9 protein-coding genes are annotated in these 13696 nt (G+C 71.5%); 6 read left to right on the top strand and 3 right to left on the bottom strand.

Annotation, left to right across the window (positions count from 1 at the left end):
• Positions 1–122: 122 nt before the first annotated feature.
• Positions 123–1445, bottom strand: coding sequence for a GAF domain-containing protein (locus tag ACIQID_RS10800; protein ID WP_400284714.1), 1323 nt, complete (start codon positions 1443–1445; stop codon positions 123–125).
• 80 nt (positions 1446–1525) lie between these two features.
• Entirely contained in the window at positions 1526–2092 is a 567-nt protein-coding gene (locus ACIQID_RS10795; RefSeq protein ID WP_400284711.1) for a TetR/AcrR family transcriptional regulator, read from the bottom strand.
• Positions 2093–2162: 70 nt separating this feature from the next.
• Here ACIQID_RS10795 and ACIQID_RS10790 point away from each other — a divergent pair, with 70 nt between their 5' ends.
• From ACIQID_RS10790 to treZ, 5 genes are all read left to right on the top strand, one after another.
• Positions 2163–2732 carry a dihydrofolate reductase family protein gene (locus tag ACIQID_RS10790; protein ID WP_400284708.1) on the top strand — a complete coding sequence of 190 codons (570 nt, stop codon included), beginning with the start codon at positions 2163–2165 and terminating at the stop codon, positions 2730–2732.
• Between the two features lie 105 nt (positions 2733–2837).
• Positions 2838–3122: a hypothetical protein gene (locus ACIQID_RS10785; protein ID WP_060922071.1), complete on the top strand. Its 285-nt coding sequence runs from the start codon at positions 2838–2840 to the stop codon at positions 3120–3122.
• A complete protein-coding gene (gene glgX, locus ACIQID_RS10780; protein WP_331201513.1) occupies positions 3119–5293 on the top strand; it encodes a glycogen debranching protein GlgX in 2175 nt (724 codons plus the stop codon). The genes ACIQID_RS10785 and glgX overlap by 4 nt, the downstream gene beginning before the upstream one ends.
• Positions 5290–7638: a malto-oligosyltrehalose synthase gene (treY, locus tag ACIQID_RS10775; RefSeq protein WP_400284704.1), complete on the top strand. Its 2349-nt coding sequence runs from the start codon at positions 5290–5292 to the stop codon at positions 7636–7638. The genes glgX and treY overlap by 4 nt, the downstream gene beginning before the upstream one ends.
• Positions 7635–9377 carry a malto-oligosyltrehalose trehalohydrolase gene (gene treZ / locus ACIQID_RS10770; RefSeq protein ID WP_400284701.1) on the top strand — a complete coding sequence of 581 codons (1743 nt, stop codon included), beginning with the start codon at positions 7635–7637 and terminating at the stop codon, positions 9375–9377. Before treY ends, treZ begins: the two co-directional genes overlap by 4 nt.
• A gap of 46 nt (positions 9378–9423) precedes the next feature.
• On the opposite strand, the gene ACIQID_RS10765 is transcribed toward treZ, so the two are convergent.
• On the bottom strand, positions 9424–10851 hold the full coding sequence (locus tag ACIQID_RS10765; protein WP_312674445.1) for a CCA tRNA nucleotidyltransferase: 1428 nt from the start codon (positions 10849–10851) through the stop codon (positions 9424–9426).
• A 142-nt stretch (positions 10852–10993) separates the two neighbouring features.
• Between ACIQID_RS10765 and ACIQID_RS10760 the strand changes: the two genes are divergently transcribed.
• Positions 10994–13561, top strand: a complete 2568-nt coding sequence (locus tag ACIQID_RS10760; RefSeq protein WP_400284698.1) for a fibronectin type III domain-containing protein — start codon at positions 10994–10996, stop codon at positions 13559–13561.
• Positions 13562–13696 lie beyond the last annotated feature (135 nt).

Here is a 13696-nt window from a genome sequence, read left to right as displayed (position 1 = left end):
CTCGACGCTAGGCCGCTCCCCGTTGCACTCCCGGTGCGCAACGTTGCAGCCGGTTGCACCCCGTTCGAATCGCGCACCTTGCTGCATCCGCGGCCGGAATGGGACCAATCGGGCGATTCGAATCAGGTGAGGCGCTCGATACGGGTCACGAGGCCGGCACGACGCGGCGAGCGCGCCGGCAGCATCTCCAACGCGAGCCGCAGCACCTCCGCGTCCTCGCTGCCCTCGGGGGTGTCCGCGTAGGCGAGCAGCACGTCCAGACTCGCCCCCGACAGCATGACCTCCCGCAGCGCCGCACGGACCGAGTCGCGGAACTCCTCGACGCCGGGCGAGGCCGACTCCGGCAGCACCGGACCCCGATACGCCGTCAGAGCGACCCGGTGCGCCCCGCGGTCGAGCAGGGACAGCACGTCGTGGGCGTCGGTCTCCAGCGGCACCGGAAGACGATAGGGGCGGGACTCCGGCACGAGATCGGGGGCCGCCCGCTCCAGGACCTTCCGCAGGCGCACCATCTCCGGCCGCAAGGTGTCCGGCGAGACTCCGGGTCCGTACACGAGCTCGGCGAGCCGGTCGGCGGAGAGGCCCTGACGGTGCACGGCCAGCATCAGCAGGATGGCGGCGTGCCGGGCGCTGAGCTCGGTGACCGCCTCCTCATGCGCCGACACGGTCTCCAGCCGGGCGCGGTCGCGTCCCAGCACGTGCAGTCGTGCGCGTGCGAGGGCCTCCGGTGTCGGCCGACTCGGCGGTCGACGGGCCGGAGGCTCCGCCCTCCGTTGCAGTCGCGCCACGAGGAGCTCGGACTCGACCGCTCGCGCCGTCGCGTCGACGAGCAGCCGCGCCTGCGGGGTCACCACCTCCGGCCCCCCGGTGATGTCGATCACACCGAGGACCCGCTGCGTCTCCGGGTCGCGCACGGGCGCGGCGGTGCACGACCACGGGTGCACCAGCCGGTTGTAGTGCTCGGCCCCACGGATCTGCACCGACCGCTCCAGGGCGAGAGCGGTGCCGGGGGCGCTCGTGCCCACGGCGTCCTCCGCCCAGTTCGCGCCGGCGACGAACCCCATGCCCTCGGTGAGGGACCGCAGCTGCGCGTCGCCCTCGATCCACAGCAGGCGCCCGGCCTGGTCCCCGACGGCGATCACGACCCCCGAGTCCTCGGACTCACCGGGAAGCAGCAGCGCGCGGATCATCTCCATCGCGGAGGCGAGCGGATGGGCCAGGCGATAGGCGTCGAGCTCGTCCTCGTGCAGATCGAGCGGCGGCAGTCCCTCCGGCCCGACGCGACGACGCCAGGACCGCTCCCACGACTCGCGCACGAGCGGACGCACCTCGCGGAGGCGGTGATCGTCGAGATTGCCGGCGATGAGCTCCTCGTGCGCACGCTCGACGAGGAGGCGAGACGCCGTCGGCGACGCCTCCCGCGGATCGTGCCACGTCGCAGACACGCGTTCTCCGTTCCTGGAGCCGGGAGCGTGCCCTCAGTGTACGAGCAGGATCGACCCGGGGGAACAGCGGGCGGCGGCGGTCAGGGCAGCAGGCCGGCCACGAGATCGTCGATCACGTCGTCGGTCGAGGTCTCCGGGTCGATCGGGGTGGTGAGCCGGTCGAGCAGCAGACCGTCGATCGCGTAGTGGAACAGGGCGATCTCGCGGCGTCCTCCCGGGAGGCCCGCCTCGACGTTGAAGGCGACGTCCGCATCGAAGCCGGCGCGCTGCCACGCCCCGAGCACGGCGGCGAGCTCGGGACGACGAGCGCTCTCGAGCCGCAAGGCGAACAGGGCGAGGGTCACATCGCGATCGGCGGTGAGGCGGCGCACGATGTCCCGGATGTAGTCGGCGAACAGCTCCCGGCTGGGCGTGATCTCCGCCCTCCGCTCCAGGTCCTCGGGCGATGGGGCGAGGCGCTCCCCGATGCGGTCGACGAGTCCCTCGATCAGCGCGTCCCTGCTGCGGAAGTAGTTCGATGTCGTCCCCGCGGGGACCTCCGCCTCGGCGTCGACCGCGCGGTGCGTGAGCCCCCGGGATCCTTCGCGGGCGAGCACGGCCAGCCCGGCATCCGCGAGCTGCCGCCGACGCGGCTCGTTCCTCACCATGCCGCCACCCTAGCGCGATCACTACGACTGTTGTACTCTCAACCGCAACAGATGTAGTGATTGGAGAACCATGCGAGAGCTCGTGTACTACGCCGCAGTGACCCTGGACGGGTTCATCGCCGGGCCGGACGGGGAGTTCGACGCCTTTCTCGTCGAGGGCGACCACATGGACGGCATCAACGCCCGCTTCGCCGACACCCTGCCGACCGTGGCCGCCGAAGCCCTCGGCATCCCGCAGCGCAACGACGTGTTCGACACCGTGTTGATGGGCAGGAACACGTACGAGGTGGGCGGGCTCGCGAGCCCGTACCGACACCTGCGGCAGATCGTCTTCAGCCGCACCCGCACCGCCGCGGCCGAGAACCTCGAGGTGACGGCGGAGGACCCGGTGGACGTCGTGCGACGCCTCAAGCGCGAGGAAGGCGGCGCGATCTGGCTGTGCGGCGGTGGCGCTCTCGCGGCGACGCTGGCCGACGAGATCGACCGGCTCATCCTGAAACGGCAGCCGCTGCTCTTCGGATCCGGCATCCCGCTCTTCGGCGACCGCCCCTACCGTCCCGAACGGTTCGAGGCCGTGGCGACGACCCCCTATGGATCGGGCGTCGTGGTGACGGAGTACGTGCGACGGCGCGGGGAGTGATCCTGCCGTCAGCGGGTGCGTAGCCGGTCGAGGCCCGGATGGCAATACCGTTCTCGAATCCGTTCCCGGTTCCTATCGTGGTCCCATCACGAGTCAGGAGGCGCCATGAACGTCCACACCCCCACCAGCACTGGCTCCTCGCAGCGCGCCGACGCGGCCCACCCCGCCGCGACCGAGCCGGCCTGCGAGCGGATCGACTTCGACCGGTACGTCGTCGCGCACGACGCTCCCGTCGGATACATCGAGGTCGTGCCGCCGCTCTATGTCTGCTACCTCGGACACCCGTATCCTCGGGCTGTGGAGATCGCTCAGGTGTACGACTACGACCATGCCGTCAGCATCGTCAGTGCCATGGCCGCGGGTTCGCGCGACCACGCCCTCGCCGGATGAGCCGCGAGGTCTGGCCCGGGTCCGCATACCCACTGGGGGCCACCTTCGATGGTCAGGGCACCAACTTCGCCCTCTTCAGCGAGGGCGCGGAGCGCGTGGAACTCTGCCTCTTCGACGCGGACGGCACGGAGACACGGGTGCCGCTCACCGAGGTCGACGCGTTCGTCTGGCACGGCTACCTGCCCACGGTGCAGCCGGGACAGCGCTACGGCTACCGGGTGCACGGCCCCTACGACCCTGCCCAGGGACAGCGGTTCAACCCGAACAAGCTGCTCCTCGATCCGTACGCGAAGGCCGTCGCCGGTGAGATCGACTGGGGACAGTCCCTGTTCGGCTATGACTTCGGCGACCCCGACTCCCGCAACGACGACGACTCCGCGGCCGCGATGGCGAAGGGCGTCGTCGTCAGCCCGTTCTTCGAGTGGGGCGGCGACCGGCCCCTGAAGACGCCGTACGCCGAGACGGTGATCTACGAGGCGCACGTGAAGGGGCTCACCCAGCGGCATCCCGAGGTGCCGGAGGAGCTGCGCGGGACCTACGCCGGCATCGCGCACCCGGCGGTCGTCGAGCACCTCCAGCGCCTCGGCGTCACCGCGCTGGAGCTGATGCCGGTGCACCAGTTCGTGAACGACTCGGTGCTGCAGGACAAGGGCCTGTCGAACTACTGGGGCTACAACACCCTCGGGTTCTTCGCCCCCCACAACGCGTACGCCGCCGGCGGCCAGGACGGCCAGCAGGTGCAGGAGTTCCGCGCCATGGTGCGCGCGCTCCACGAGGCCGGCATCGAGGTCATCCTCGACGTCGTCTACAACCACACCGCGGAGGGCAACCACCTCGGTCCGACGCTCTCGATGCGCGGGATCGACAACGAGGCGTACTACCGACTCGAAGAGGACAAGCGCTACTACACGGACTACACCGGCACGGGCAACAGCCTGAACGCGGGCAACCCGCACGCCCTGCAACTGCTCATGGACTCGCTGCGGTACTGGGTGACCGAGATGCACGTCGACGGCTTCCGCTTCGACCTCGCGGCGACGCTCGCCCGCGAGTTCTACGACGTGGACCGCCTCGCGGCGTTCTTCGAGCTCGTGCAGCAGGACCCGATCGTCTCGCAGGTGAAGCTCATCGCCGAGCCGTGGGACATCGGACCCGGCGGCTATCAGGTGGGCAACTTCCCGCCGCAGTGGACGGAGTGGAACGGCAAGTACCGCGACACCGTGCGCGACTTCTGGCGCGGTGAGCCGCAGGCGCTCGGCGAGTTCGCCTCCCGCCTCACCGGCTCCGCCGACCTGTACGAGCACTCCGGCCGGCGCCCTGTCGCCTCCATCAACTTCGTCACCGCGCACGACGGCTTCACGCTGCGCGACCTCGTCTCCTACAACGAGAAGCACAACGAGGACAACGGCGAGGACAACAACGACGGCGAATCCCACAACCGCTCCGACAACATGGGCGCCGAGGGGCCGACCGACGACATCGACATCAACCGGCGGCGCGCGCGTCAGCAGCGGAACTTCCTCGCGACGCTGCTGCTCTCGCAGGGCGTGCCGATGATCTCCCACGGCGACGAGCTCGGCCGCACGCAGCACGGCAACAACAACGGCTACGCGCAGGACAACGAGCTCACCTGGATCGACTGGGAGGCCGCCGACCTGCCGCTCGTGGAGTTCACGGCGGCGGTGGCACGGCTCCGGCACGAGCATCCCACCTTCCGCCGCAGCCGCTTCTTCGACGGACGCCCGGTCGCGGACGAGGACGGCGAGCGCATCCCCGACGTCGTGTGGCTGCGACCGGACGGCGCCCGCATGACCCCGGAGGACTGGGACTCGGGCTTCGGGCGCTCCGTGGGCATGTTCCTGAACGGCCGCGGCATCCGCGAGAACGACCGGCGAGGGCGTCCCGTGGAGGACGTGAACTTCCTCGTCTACTTCAACAGCGGCGACGAGCCCGTCGATCTGGCGCTTCCCGACGACCGCCACGGCACGGACTGGCTCGTCGCGGTGGACACCGCCGGCGAGCTGGGCGACCGGAACCTCCGCGCCCGCGACACCGTGCCGCTCGAGGGCAAGGCCATGCTCGTGCTGCAGGAGATCGACGGCGAGCCCGTCGACACCGACGACTCCGTCGACGCCTCGCTCCGCGCGCAGAGCGAGGCGGCCGCCTCATGACCGACAGGCCGCTGTCGACCTATCGCCTCCAGATCAGCGGCAGCTTCCCCCTCGAAGCGGCGGCCGATGTGGTCGGCTACCTCGCCGAGCTCGGCGCATCGTGGGCGTATCTGTCGCCGCTGCTGGCGGCGACCCGCGGTTCGAACCACGGCTACGACGTGGTCGACCACGGGCGCATCGATCCGGATCGAGGGGGCGAGCAAGGCCTCGTGCGGTTCGCCTCGGCGGCGCGCACGGCGGGCCTCGGCATCCTCGCCGACATCGTGCCCAACCACGTCGGGGTCGCCGTGCCGCGGCAGAACCCGTGGTGGTGGGAGGTGCTGCGACTCGGCCGGGAGACCCGCCGCGCCGCGGCGTTCGACATCGACTGGGCAGCGGGCGGCGGACGCCTCCTGCTCCCGCTGTTGGGCGGGACCCCGGAGGAGGTCGTCGCGAACGGCGAGCTCGTCGTCGACACGACACCGGCCGCCGATGCACCGGACGGCGTGCTGCGCTACTTCGAGCACGAACTTCCGCTCGCACCCGGCACCGCAGCGCTGGCCGACGACCTCCCGGCGCTCCTGGCCGCCCAGAACTACGAGCTGCGGTTCTGGCAGGACCAGAACACCGATCTCACCTACCGCCGGTTCTTCGCGGTCTCCGAGCTCGCCGGCATCCGGGTGGAGCGCCCCGAGGTCTTCGCGGAGTCGCATCGGGAGATCCTCCGCTGGCTCCGGACCGGACTCGCGGACGGGCTGCGGGTGGACCACCCGGACGGCCTCGTCGACCCCGGTGCGTATCTGGAGCAGCTCGCCGACGCGACCGGGCGCGCGTACACGCTCGTGGAGAAGATCCTGGAGCCCGGCGAGGCCCTGCCGGCCTGGTGGCGGACCGACGGCACGACCGGATACGACGCGCTGGCCGAGCTCGACCGTCTGTTCGTCGACGCGGAGGGCGTGGCGGCGCTGGACCGGCTGGACGCCCGGCTCCGTGCGGAGACCGGCCTCCCGGACGCGCTCCCCTGGCACGACCTCATCCACGACACGAAGCGGATGATCGCCGACACGCTCCTGGCCGCCGAGGTGCGCCGCCTGGTCCGCACACTCCCCCACGGGATCGTGCACGCCGACGACGCCCTCGCCGAACTCCTCGCCTGCTTCCCCGTGTACCGCTCCTATCTCCCGGAGGGCCGCGAGCACCTGCGCGCCGCCTTCGCGGAGGCCCGTCGCCGACGCCCCGACCTCTCCGCCGCTTTCACCGCGCTCGAACCGCTCCTGGTCGACCCCGCCCTCGAGGTCGCGCAGCGGTTCCCCCAGGTGAGCGGCGCGGTGATGGCGAAGGGTGTGGAGGACACCGCGTTCTACCGGTTCACCCGCCTCGGAACGCTGACCGAGGTCGGCGCCGACCCGTCGATCCCCGCCCTGTCGGTCGAGGAGTTCCACGACGCGCAGCGGGCACGACTGGCGGCATGGCCGCACTCGATGACGACGCTCTCCACGCACGACACGAAGCGGTCGGAGGACGTACGGGCGCGCCTGTCCGTGCTCTCGGAGATCCCGGAGCGCTGGGGCGAGGTGCTGGCCGAGCTGCGTGCCGTCGCGACCACCGGACACGGTCCCCTCGACGCGCTGATCTGGCAGGCCGCCGTCGGAGCCTGGCCGCTCCCCTCCGAACGGCTCCTCGCCTACGCCACGAAGGCCGCCCGCGAGGCCGCCGAGCGGACCACCTGGCAGCATCCGGACGCGACCTTCGAGGAGGGCCTGGCCGCGATCGCGCGGTCCGTCGAGGGTGAGGCCGCGCCGATCCTCGACCGTTTCGTGGCCGAGATCGTCGATGCGGGCCGTTCCAACTCCCTCTCCGCCAAACTGCTGCAGCTCACCGGTCCCGGCGTGCCCGACGTCTACCAGGGCACCGAGCTGTGGGACCTCTCGCTCGTCGACCCCGACAACCGTCGACCCGTCGACTTCGCTCTGCGCGTCCGGATGCTGCGGGAGCTCGACGCGGACCACGCTCGCGGTGTGCTCCCCCTGATCGACGACTCCGGTGCCGCGAAGCTCCTGGTGACCTCGCGGGCCCTGCGACTGCGGCGGGACAATCCGGAGCTGTTCCGCTTCTACCGGCCGGCCGTCGTCGAGGGTGCGGCCGCCGACCACGCCGTCGCCGTGCATCGCGGCGGCGCGACCGCCGTGGCCACGCGGCTGCCGGTCGGGCTGGCGCGCCGCGGCGGCTGGGGCGACACCGTCATGATGCGCCCCGAGCTGCCGGGGACCGACCTCCTCACCGGTCGGCGGATCCCGCCGGGACCCGTGCGGCTGGCAGAGCTGCTCGACACCTACCCCGTCGCCCTGATCGAGCTGGCCCGATGATCTCGGTGTGGGCGCCGCGGGCCGCCCGAGTGCGGGTACGACGCCTCGACGACGCGGGCGCGACCGTGGAGGAGCGCGAGCTCACGGCGACCGCTGAGGGGCACTGGACCGCCGACCTCGTCCTCGCGGACGGTGAGCGCTACGGCTTCCTGCTCGACGACGGTGATGTCCTGCGACCCGATCCGCGGTCGCGGCGACAGCCGGACGGCGTGCACGGGGCCTCGGCGGCGTTCGACCCCGCAGCCTTCGCCTGGACCGACGCCTCCTGGACCGGACGGCAGCTCGCGGGCGGGCTGATCTACGAGCTGCACCTCGGCACCTTCACGCCGGAGGGCACGCTGGACGCGGCGATCGGCCGCCTGGCGCATCTCGTCGACCTCGGCGTCACCCACGTCGAGCTGCTGCCCGTCAACGCCTTCAACGGCGCCTGGAACTGGGGATACGACGGCGTGCTCTGGTATGCGGTGCAGGAAGAGTACGGCGGCCCCGCGGCGTACCAGCGCTTCGTCGACGCCGCCCACGCGCACGGGCTCGCCGTCGTGCAGGACGTCGTCTACAACCACCTCGGCCCGAGCGGCAACTACCTCCCCCTCTTCGGCCCGTACCTGCGCGAGGGCGAGAGCACCACCTGGGGCGACTCGGTGAACCTCGACGAGGACGCGGTGCGGGAGTACATCCTCGACAACGCCCTGATGTGGCTGCGCGACTTCCACGTCGACGGACTCCGCCTCGACGCCGTGCACGCCCTGCACGACCGGCGGCCCGTGCACCTGCTGCGAGAGCTCTCCGAACGGGTGGACGCCCTCTCCGCGCAGCAGAACCGGCCGCTGACCCTCATCGCCGAGTCCGACCTCAACGACCCGACGCTCATCCTGCCGCGGGAAGCCGGGGGATACGGACTCACGGCGCAGTGGTCGGACGACTGGCACCACGCGGTGCACGTCGCGCTCACGGGAGAGACCGCCGGGTACTACGCCGACTTCGCCGCGGCCGAGGCGGTGGCCAAGGTGACGGAGGGCGGGTTCTTCCACGACGGCACCTTCTCGTCCTTCCGCGACCGTCCGCACGGGGCCCCGATCCCGGCCGAGGTGCCGAGCTGGCGGCTGGTGACCTTCGCGCAGGATCACGATCAGATCGGGAACCGCGCGGCCGGGGATCGACTCTCCGCCGCGCTGTCCCCCGACCGCCTCGCGGTGGCCGCCGTGCTCACGCTGACGGGGCCGGGCACCCCGATGCTCTTCATGGGCGAGGAGTGGGGCGCGACGACACCGTGGCAGTTCTTCACCTCCCACGCCGAGCCCGAACTCGGCCGCGCGGTCGCCGAGGGTCGCACGGCGGAGTTCGCCCGCATGGGCTGGGACCCGGATGCGGTCCCCGACCCCCAGGACCCCGCGACCTTCCACCGCTCGCACCTCGACTGGACCGAGGCCGAGGCGCCGGCGCACGCCCGGCTCCTGGCGCTGTACCGCGACCTCGCACGACTGCGGCGAGCGCGACCGGAGCTCACCGACCCGGACTCCGCGCACACGGCGGTCGAGGTCCGCGAGACGGACGGCCGCCCCGAGCACCGTGTCTACCGCATCGATCGCGGAGGAGTGTCGGTGCTCGTGAACCTCTCCCCCACCCCCGCGTCCTTCCCCGTCCCCCCCTCGTCCCGGATCCTCCTCACGACAACCCCGGCATCGCGCACCCCCGCGTCCCTGACTCTCCCCCCGGACGCCGCCGCCATCATCGACTGAGGCCGTGAGGGGCCGGGACGCGCGGAAAGGGGTGGGTCGGCAGGAATCAACCGCGCGAAGCCCACCACTCGCGGAGACGCTGCTCCGCGACGGCCTCGCCGAGCACGCCCTCGTCGAGGCGCAGATCGAGGAGGAACCTGTACGCCTCCCCGACCTCCCGGCCCGGAGAGATGCCGAGGACCTCCTGGATGCGGTTGCCGTCGAGCTCGGGACGGATCGCGTCGAGCTCCTCCTGCTCGCGGAGCGCCGCGATCCGGGACTCGATGTCGTCGTAGGCGGCGGCGAGCCGAGCGGCCTTGCGCTTGTTCCGCGTCGTGACGTCGGCACGGGTGAGGATGTGCAGCCGCTCCAGCAGGTCGCCGGCGTCGCGGACGTAGCGGCGCACGGCGGCATCCGTCCACGCCCCCTCCGCATAGCCGAAGAACCGCAGATGCAGCTCGATGAGGGTGGAGACGGCATCCGTGGTCGCCGTGTCGAAGCGCAGCGCCTGCAGCCGCTTGCGGGCCATCCGGGCGCCGACGACGTCGTGGTGGTGGAACGTCACCGCACCGCCCGGCTCCAGCTTGCGCGTGCGGGGCTTTCCGATGTCGTGCAGCAGAGCCGCGATCCGCAGCGGCACGTCCGGCGCGGCCCCGGGGTTCCTGGCGTGCTCGAGCGCGATGGCCTGGCTGAGCACCGTGAGGGAGTGCTCGTAGACGTCCTTGTGGTGGTGGTGCTCGTCGACCTCGAGCTTGAGGGCGCTGACCTCGGGGAGGAACTCGTCGATGAGTCCGGTCTCCACCAGCACCCGGATGCCGCGGACGGGGTCGTCGGTCTGCATGAGGCGCACGAGCTCGGACTGCACGCGCTCGGGACTCACGATCGTCAGGGTCTCGCGGAGCTCGGTGATCGCCCGCTCCGTGTCCTCCTCCACCGTGAAGCCGAGCTGCGCGCTGAACCGGGCGGCGCGCAGCATCCGCAGCGGGTCGTCGCCGAACGACACCCGGGGATCCGCCGGTGTCCGCAGCACCCCCGCCACGAGGTCCTCCACACCGCCGGTCGGATCGACGAGCTTCACCGCGGGCACCTGGAGGGCCATCGCGTTGACCGTGAAGTCGCGGCGGACGAGGTCGCCGTCGATCGAGTCGCCGAACTCCACGGTCGGCTTCCGCGTCACGCCGTCGTAGCTGTCGGCGCGATAGGTCGTGATCTCGACCTGCTCGCCGCGCACCCGGGCGCCGATGGTCCCGAAGGCCCGGCCGATGTCCCAGTGGGCGGAGGCGACGGGCTTCACGATCGCGAGGATCTCGTCCGGCGAGGCGCTCGTCGTGAAGTCGAGGTCGTGCGTCTCCCGGCCGAGCAGGGCATCGCGGACCGGGCCGCCCACGACGGCCAGCTCGAAACCGGCTTCGTCGAAGGCCTCCGCGAGGGTGCGGACGACGGGATTCTCGGCGAGCGCGCCGAGACGCGCGAGGCCGTCGGCCATGTTGAGCATGGGTTCCAGCGTACCGGCCGCCCCCTGACGGGCCCGCGTTCACCTCCCCGTCGCCTCGATGTCAGACCGCGGTCATCCGGCTCCGCTGGGCTGGGGGCGCCCCGTGCGGCTGAGCACGGACACCCACCCACGAAGGACAGACATGACCTCCCCCACCCCTGCGGTGCGGTGGCGGCGTCGCGGACTGACGTCCGTCGCGCTGCTCGCCGTGCTCGGCGGCGCCGTCGTCGCCCCCGCGGCCCTCGCCGCGCCCGACCCCGAGGTGCCGACCGGATCGCTCGTCACCGGCGACACGCCCTGGCACTACCTCGACGACGGCTCCGACCCGTCACCGGCCCCGGCCGCGCTGCGCGACTGGACCCTGCCCACCTACGACGACAGCGCGTGGAAGACCGCGCCCGGCTCGTTCGGCGCGAAGAGCGGGAAGCTCGCCCCCGTCGGGCCGCACACCCCGAAGACGCTCCTCAACCACTACCTCGACGGCTCGGCGGCCCCGACCGTGCCGACCTACTTCTTCCGCTCGACGTTCGAGCTGGAGGCCGGCGTCGCCGAGCAGGTCGCCGCCCTGCAGAGCACCGTCACCTTCGACGACGCGATCATCGTGTGGATCAACGGCGAAGAGGTGGCCCGCTACGTCGACGGCCGGATCACCGACACCACCAACGTCGAGTATGCCGGCGACTCCAACGGCGACCCCCTCACGAGCACGTTCAGCGCCGAGGGCGACCTGCTCCGCGACGGCACGAACACGATCGCCGTGTCGCTGTTCCAGGACCGCGCGTCGAGCTCCGACATCTACTTCGACATGTCGTCGCTCACCCTCGTGAAGGCCTCCGACCCCGGCACCCCCGTCGTCGCCGCGCCGACCCGCGTCATCCTCACCCCGACCGAGAAGCCGGAGGTGTCGCAGTCGTTCTCCTGGCTCGCGGGCGACGCCTCGCACACGGTCGGCCAGGTCGAGATCGGCCCTGCCGTCGGCGGCGCCACCCGCACGGTCGATGCCTACGACGCCGGAGTGGTGAACGGCAACCCGAACAAGCACTTCTCGGCCACGGTCACCGACCTCACCCCCGCCACGGCCTACCGCTACCGCGTGGGTCTCCCCGGGAGCTGGAGCGACTGGTACGAGTTCCGCACGGCGGACCCGAAGGCGAGCGACTTCCAGTTCATCTACTACGGCGACGCCCAGATCGGCCTGGACACCACGTGGCCGAGCGTCGTGAAGCAGGCCGAGGCGCAGGCTCCCCGCTCGATCGGCTCCGTGCACGCGGGCGACCTGATCAACACCTCCAGCAACGAGAACGAGTGGCTGAACTGGTTCCAGGGCATGAAGGACTCGGCCGTGCGCACCAACGTGATGGCCGCCCCCGGCAACCATGAGTACTCCGGCGACAAGCTGCTCACGGCGTGGAAGGCCGCGTTCGAGTACCCGCACAACAACCCGTCGACGAGCTCCATCGGCGAGCTGGCGAACCTCGCGAAGGGCGACTCCGAGGTCGCGCAGCAGTACCGCGCGTTCTTCGACCACTGGAGCTCGTTCGCCGCCGAGACCGCGTACTACACCGACTACCAGGGCGTCCGTTTCATCACCCTGAACGCGACCCGCGACACGACCTTCCTCACCCCGGCCGGGCTCCCGTCCTGCACGGGGGCGGACTGCCCCTCCTCGCAGATCGGCACCCTGTGGACGCGCTTCCAGGCCGCCTGGCTCGACCTGCTGCTGCAGAACAGCCCGTCGAAGTGGAACGTCGTCACGTTCCACCAGCCGGTCTTCTCGGCCTCGGCCGGTCGTGACGAGCCGGTGCTCCGCGCCGAGTGGCTGCCGGTCTTCCAGCGCAACGACATCGACCTCGTGCTCATGGGCCACGACCACACGTACGCCCGCGGATACGTGAACACGGATGCGACCGAGACCCCCGGTCTCACGACGGGCCCGGTGTATGTCGTGTCGAACTCCGGCGCGAAGCACTACGACCTGGAGACCCCCGAGAAGAACGTCTGGACCAACAACGGCGCCACTCAGGTGCTGCGCGGCGAGGGCGTCACGACGTACCAGGTCATCGACGTGTCGAAGAACCAGCTCGTCTACCGCTCCTACCTCGCGGAGAAGACCGCAGGCGCCTCGACCGACCTCCCCCTCGGCGCGGTCTACGACACGTTCACCGTGACGAAGTCCGACGCGGGCGAGAAGTGGGTCACCGAGGCCGGCGTCACCCCGCCGGTCACCGAGGAGCCGGAGCCCGAGAAGCCGGCGGCCGTCGAGCTGGGCGCGTCCTCGGTCGCCGCCGGCGGCACGCTCGCGGTGTCGGGCAGCGGCTTCACGGCCGACGCGGAGCTCGCGCTCGAACTGCGGTCCGACCCGGTCTCGCTCGGTACGGTCACGGTCGCGGCCGACGGCACGTTCTCGCGCACCGTCACCATCCCCGCGGGCACCCCGGCGGGCACGCACACGCTCGCCGTGATCCTCCCCGACGGCACGGAGGTGACGGCCTCCCTCACCGTGACCGCGGCGGCCGGCGGCGGAGCGGTCGTCCCCGGTGAGATTGAGAGCAGGCCCGGTGCGTCGACCGACGGCGACCTCGCGACGACCGGTGCCGACAGCATGCCCTTCCTCATCGGAGCGGTCGTGCTGCTCGCCGCCGGCCTCGGGCTGTTCGCGATGCGGCGCCGGCGTGCGACCGCGGTGGTCGAGACGACGGACGCCGAGTAGCCCGCTCCTCCCTCCACGGGCGCCGCCGGTCCTCCCGGCGGCGCCCGTGCCGTCTCCCCCGGGATCGGGGCTCGCACCATGCGTCGGTCCCTCCGGGTCTGGGATAACCTTCACGTGCCCGACCCGCGAAGGAGA

The sequence above is a fragment of the Microbacterium sp. NPDC091676 genome (assembly GCF_044756645.1).
GTDB classification, from domain to species: domain Bacteria; phylum Actinomycetota; class Actinomycetes; order Actinomycetales; family Microbacteriaceae; genus Microbacterium; species Microbacterium paraoxydans_D.
The sequence above is the reverse complement of the archived record's forward strand: the minus strand, read 5'-3'. Positions and strand labels throughout refer to the sequence as shown.

Excerpts from the sequence above, each read along its gene's own strand:
- glgX (WP_331201513.1), top strand. The coding sequence starts at position 3,119 with ATGAGCCGCGAGGTCTGGCCCGGGTCCGCATACCCACTGGGGGCCACC.
- ACIQID_RS10760 (WP_400284698.1), top strand. The coding sequence starts at position 10,994 with ATGACCTCCCCCACCCCTGCGGTGCGGTGGCGGCGTCGCGGACTGACG.
- ACIQID_RS10795 (WP_400284711.1), bottom strand. The coding sequence starts at position 2,092 with ATGGTGAGGAACGAGCCGCGTCGGCGGCAGCTCGCGGATGCCGGGCTG.
- treZ (WP_400284701.1), top strand. The coding sequence starts at position 7,635 with ATGATCTCGGTGTGGGCGCCGCGGGCCGCCCGAGTGCGGGTACGACGC.
- ACIQID_RS10765 (WP_312674445.1), bottom strand. The coding sequence starts at position 10,851 with ATGCTCAACATGGCCGACGGCCTCGCGCGTCTCGGCGCGCTCGCCGAG.
- treY (WP_400284704.1), top strand. The coding sequence starts at position 5,290 with ATGACCGACAGGCCGCTGTCGACCTATCGCCTCCAGATCAGCGGCAGC.
- ACIQID_RS10790 (WP_400284708.1), top strand. The coding sequence starts at position 2,163 with ATGCGAGAGCTCGTGTACTACGCCGCAGTGACCCTGGACGGGTTCATC.
- ACIQID_RS10785 (WP_060922071.1), top strand. The coding sequence starts at position 2,838 with ATGAACGTCCACACCCCCACCAGCACTGGCTCCTCGCAGCGCGCCGAC.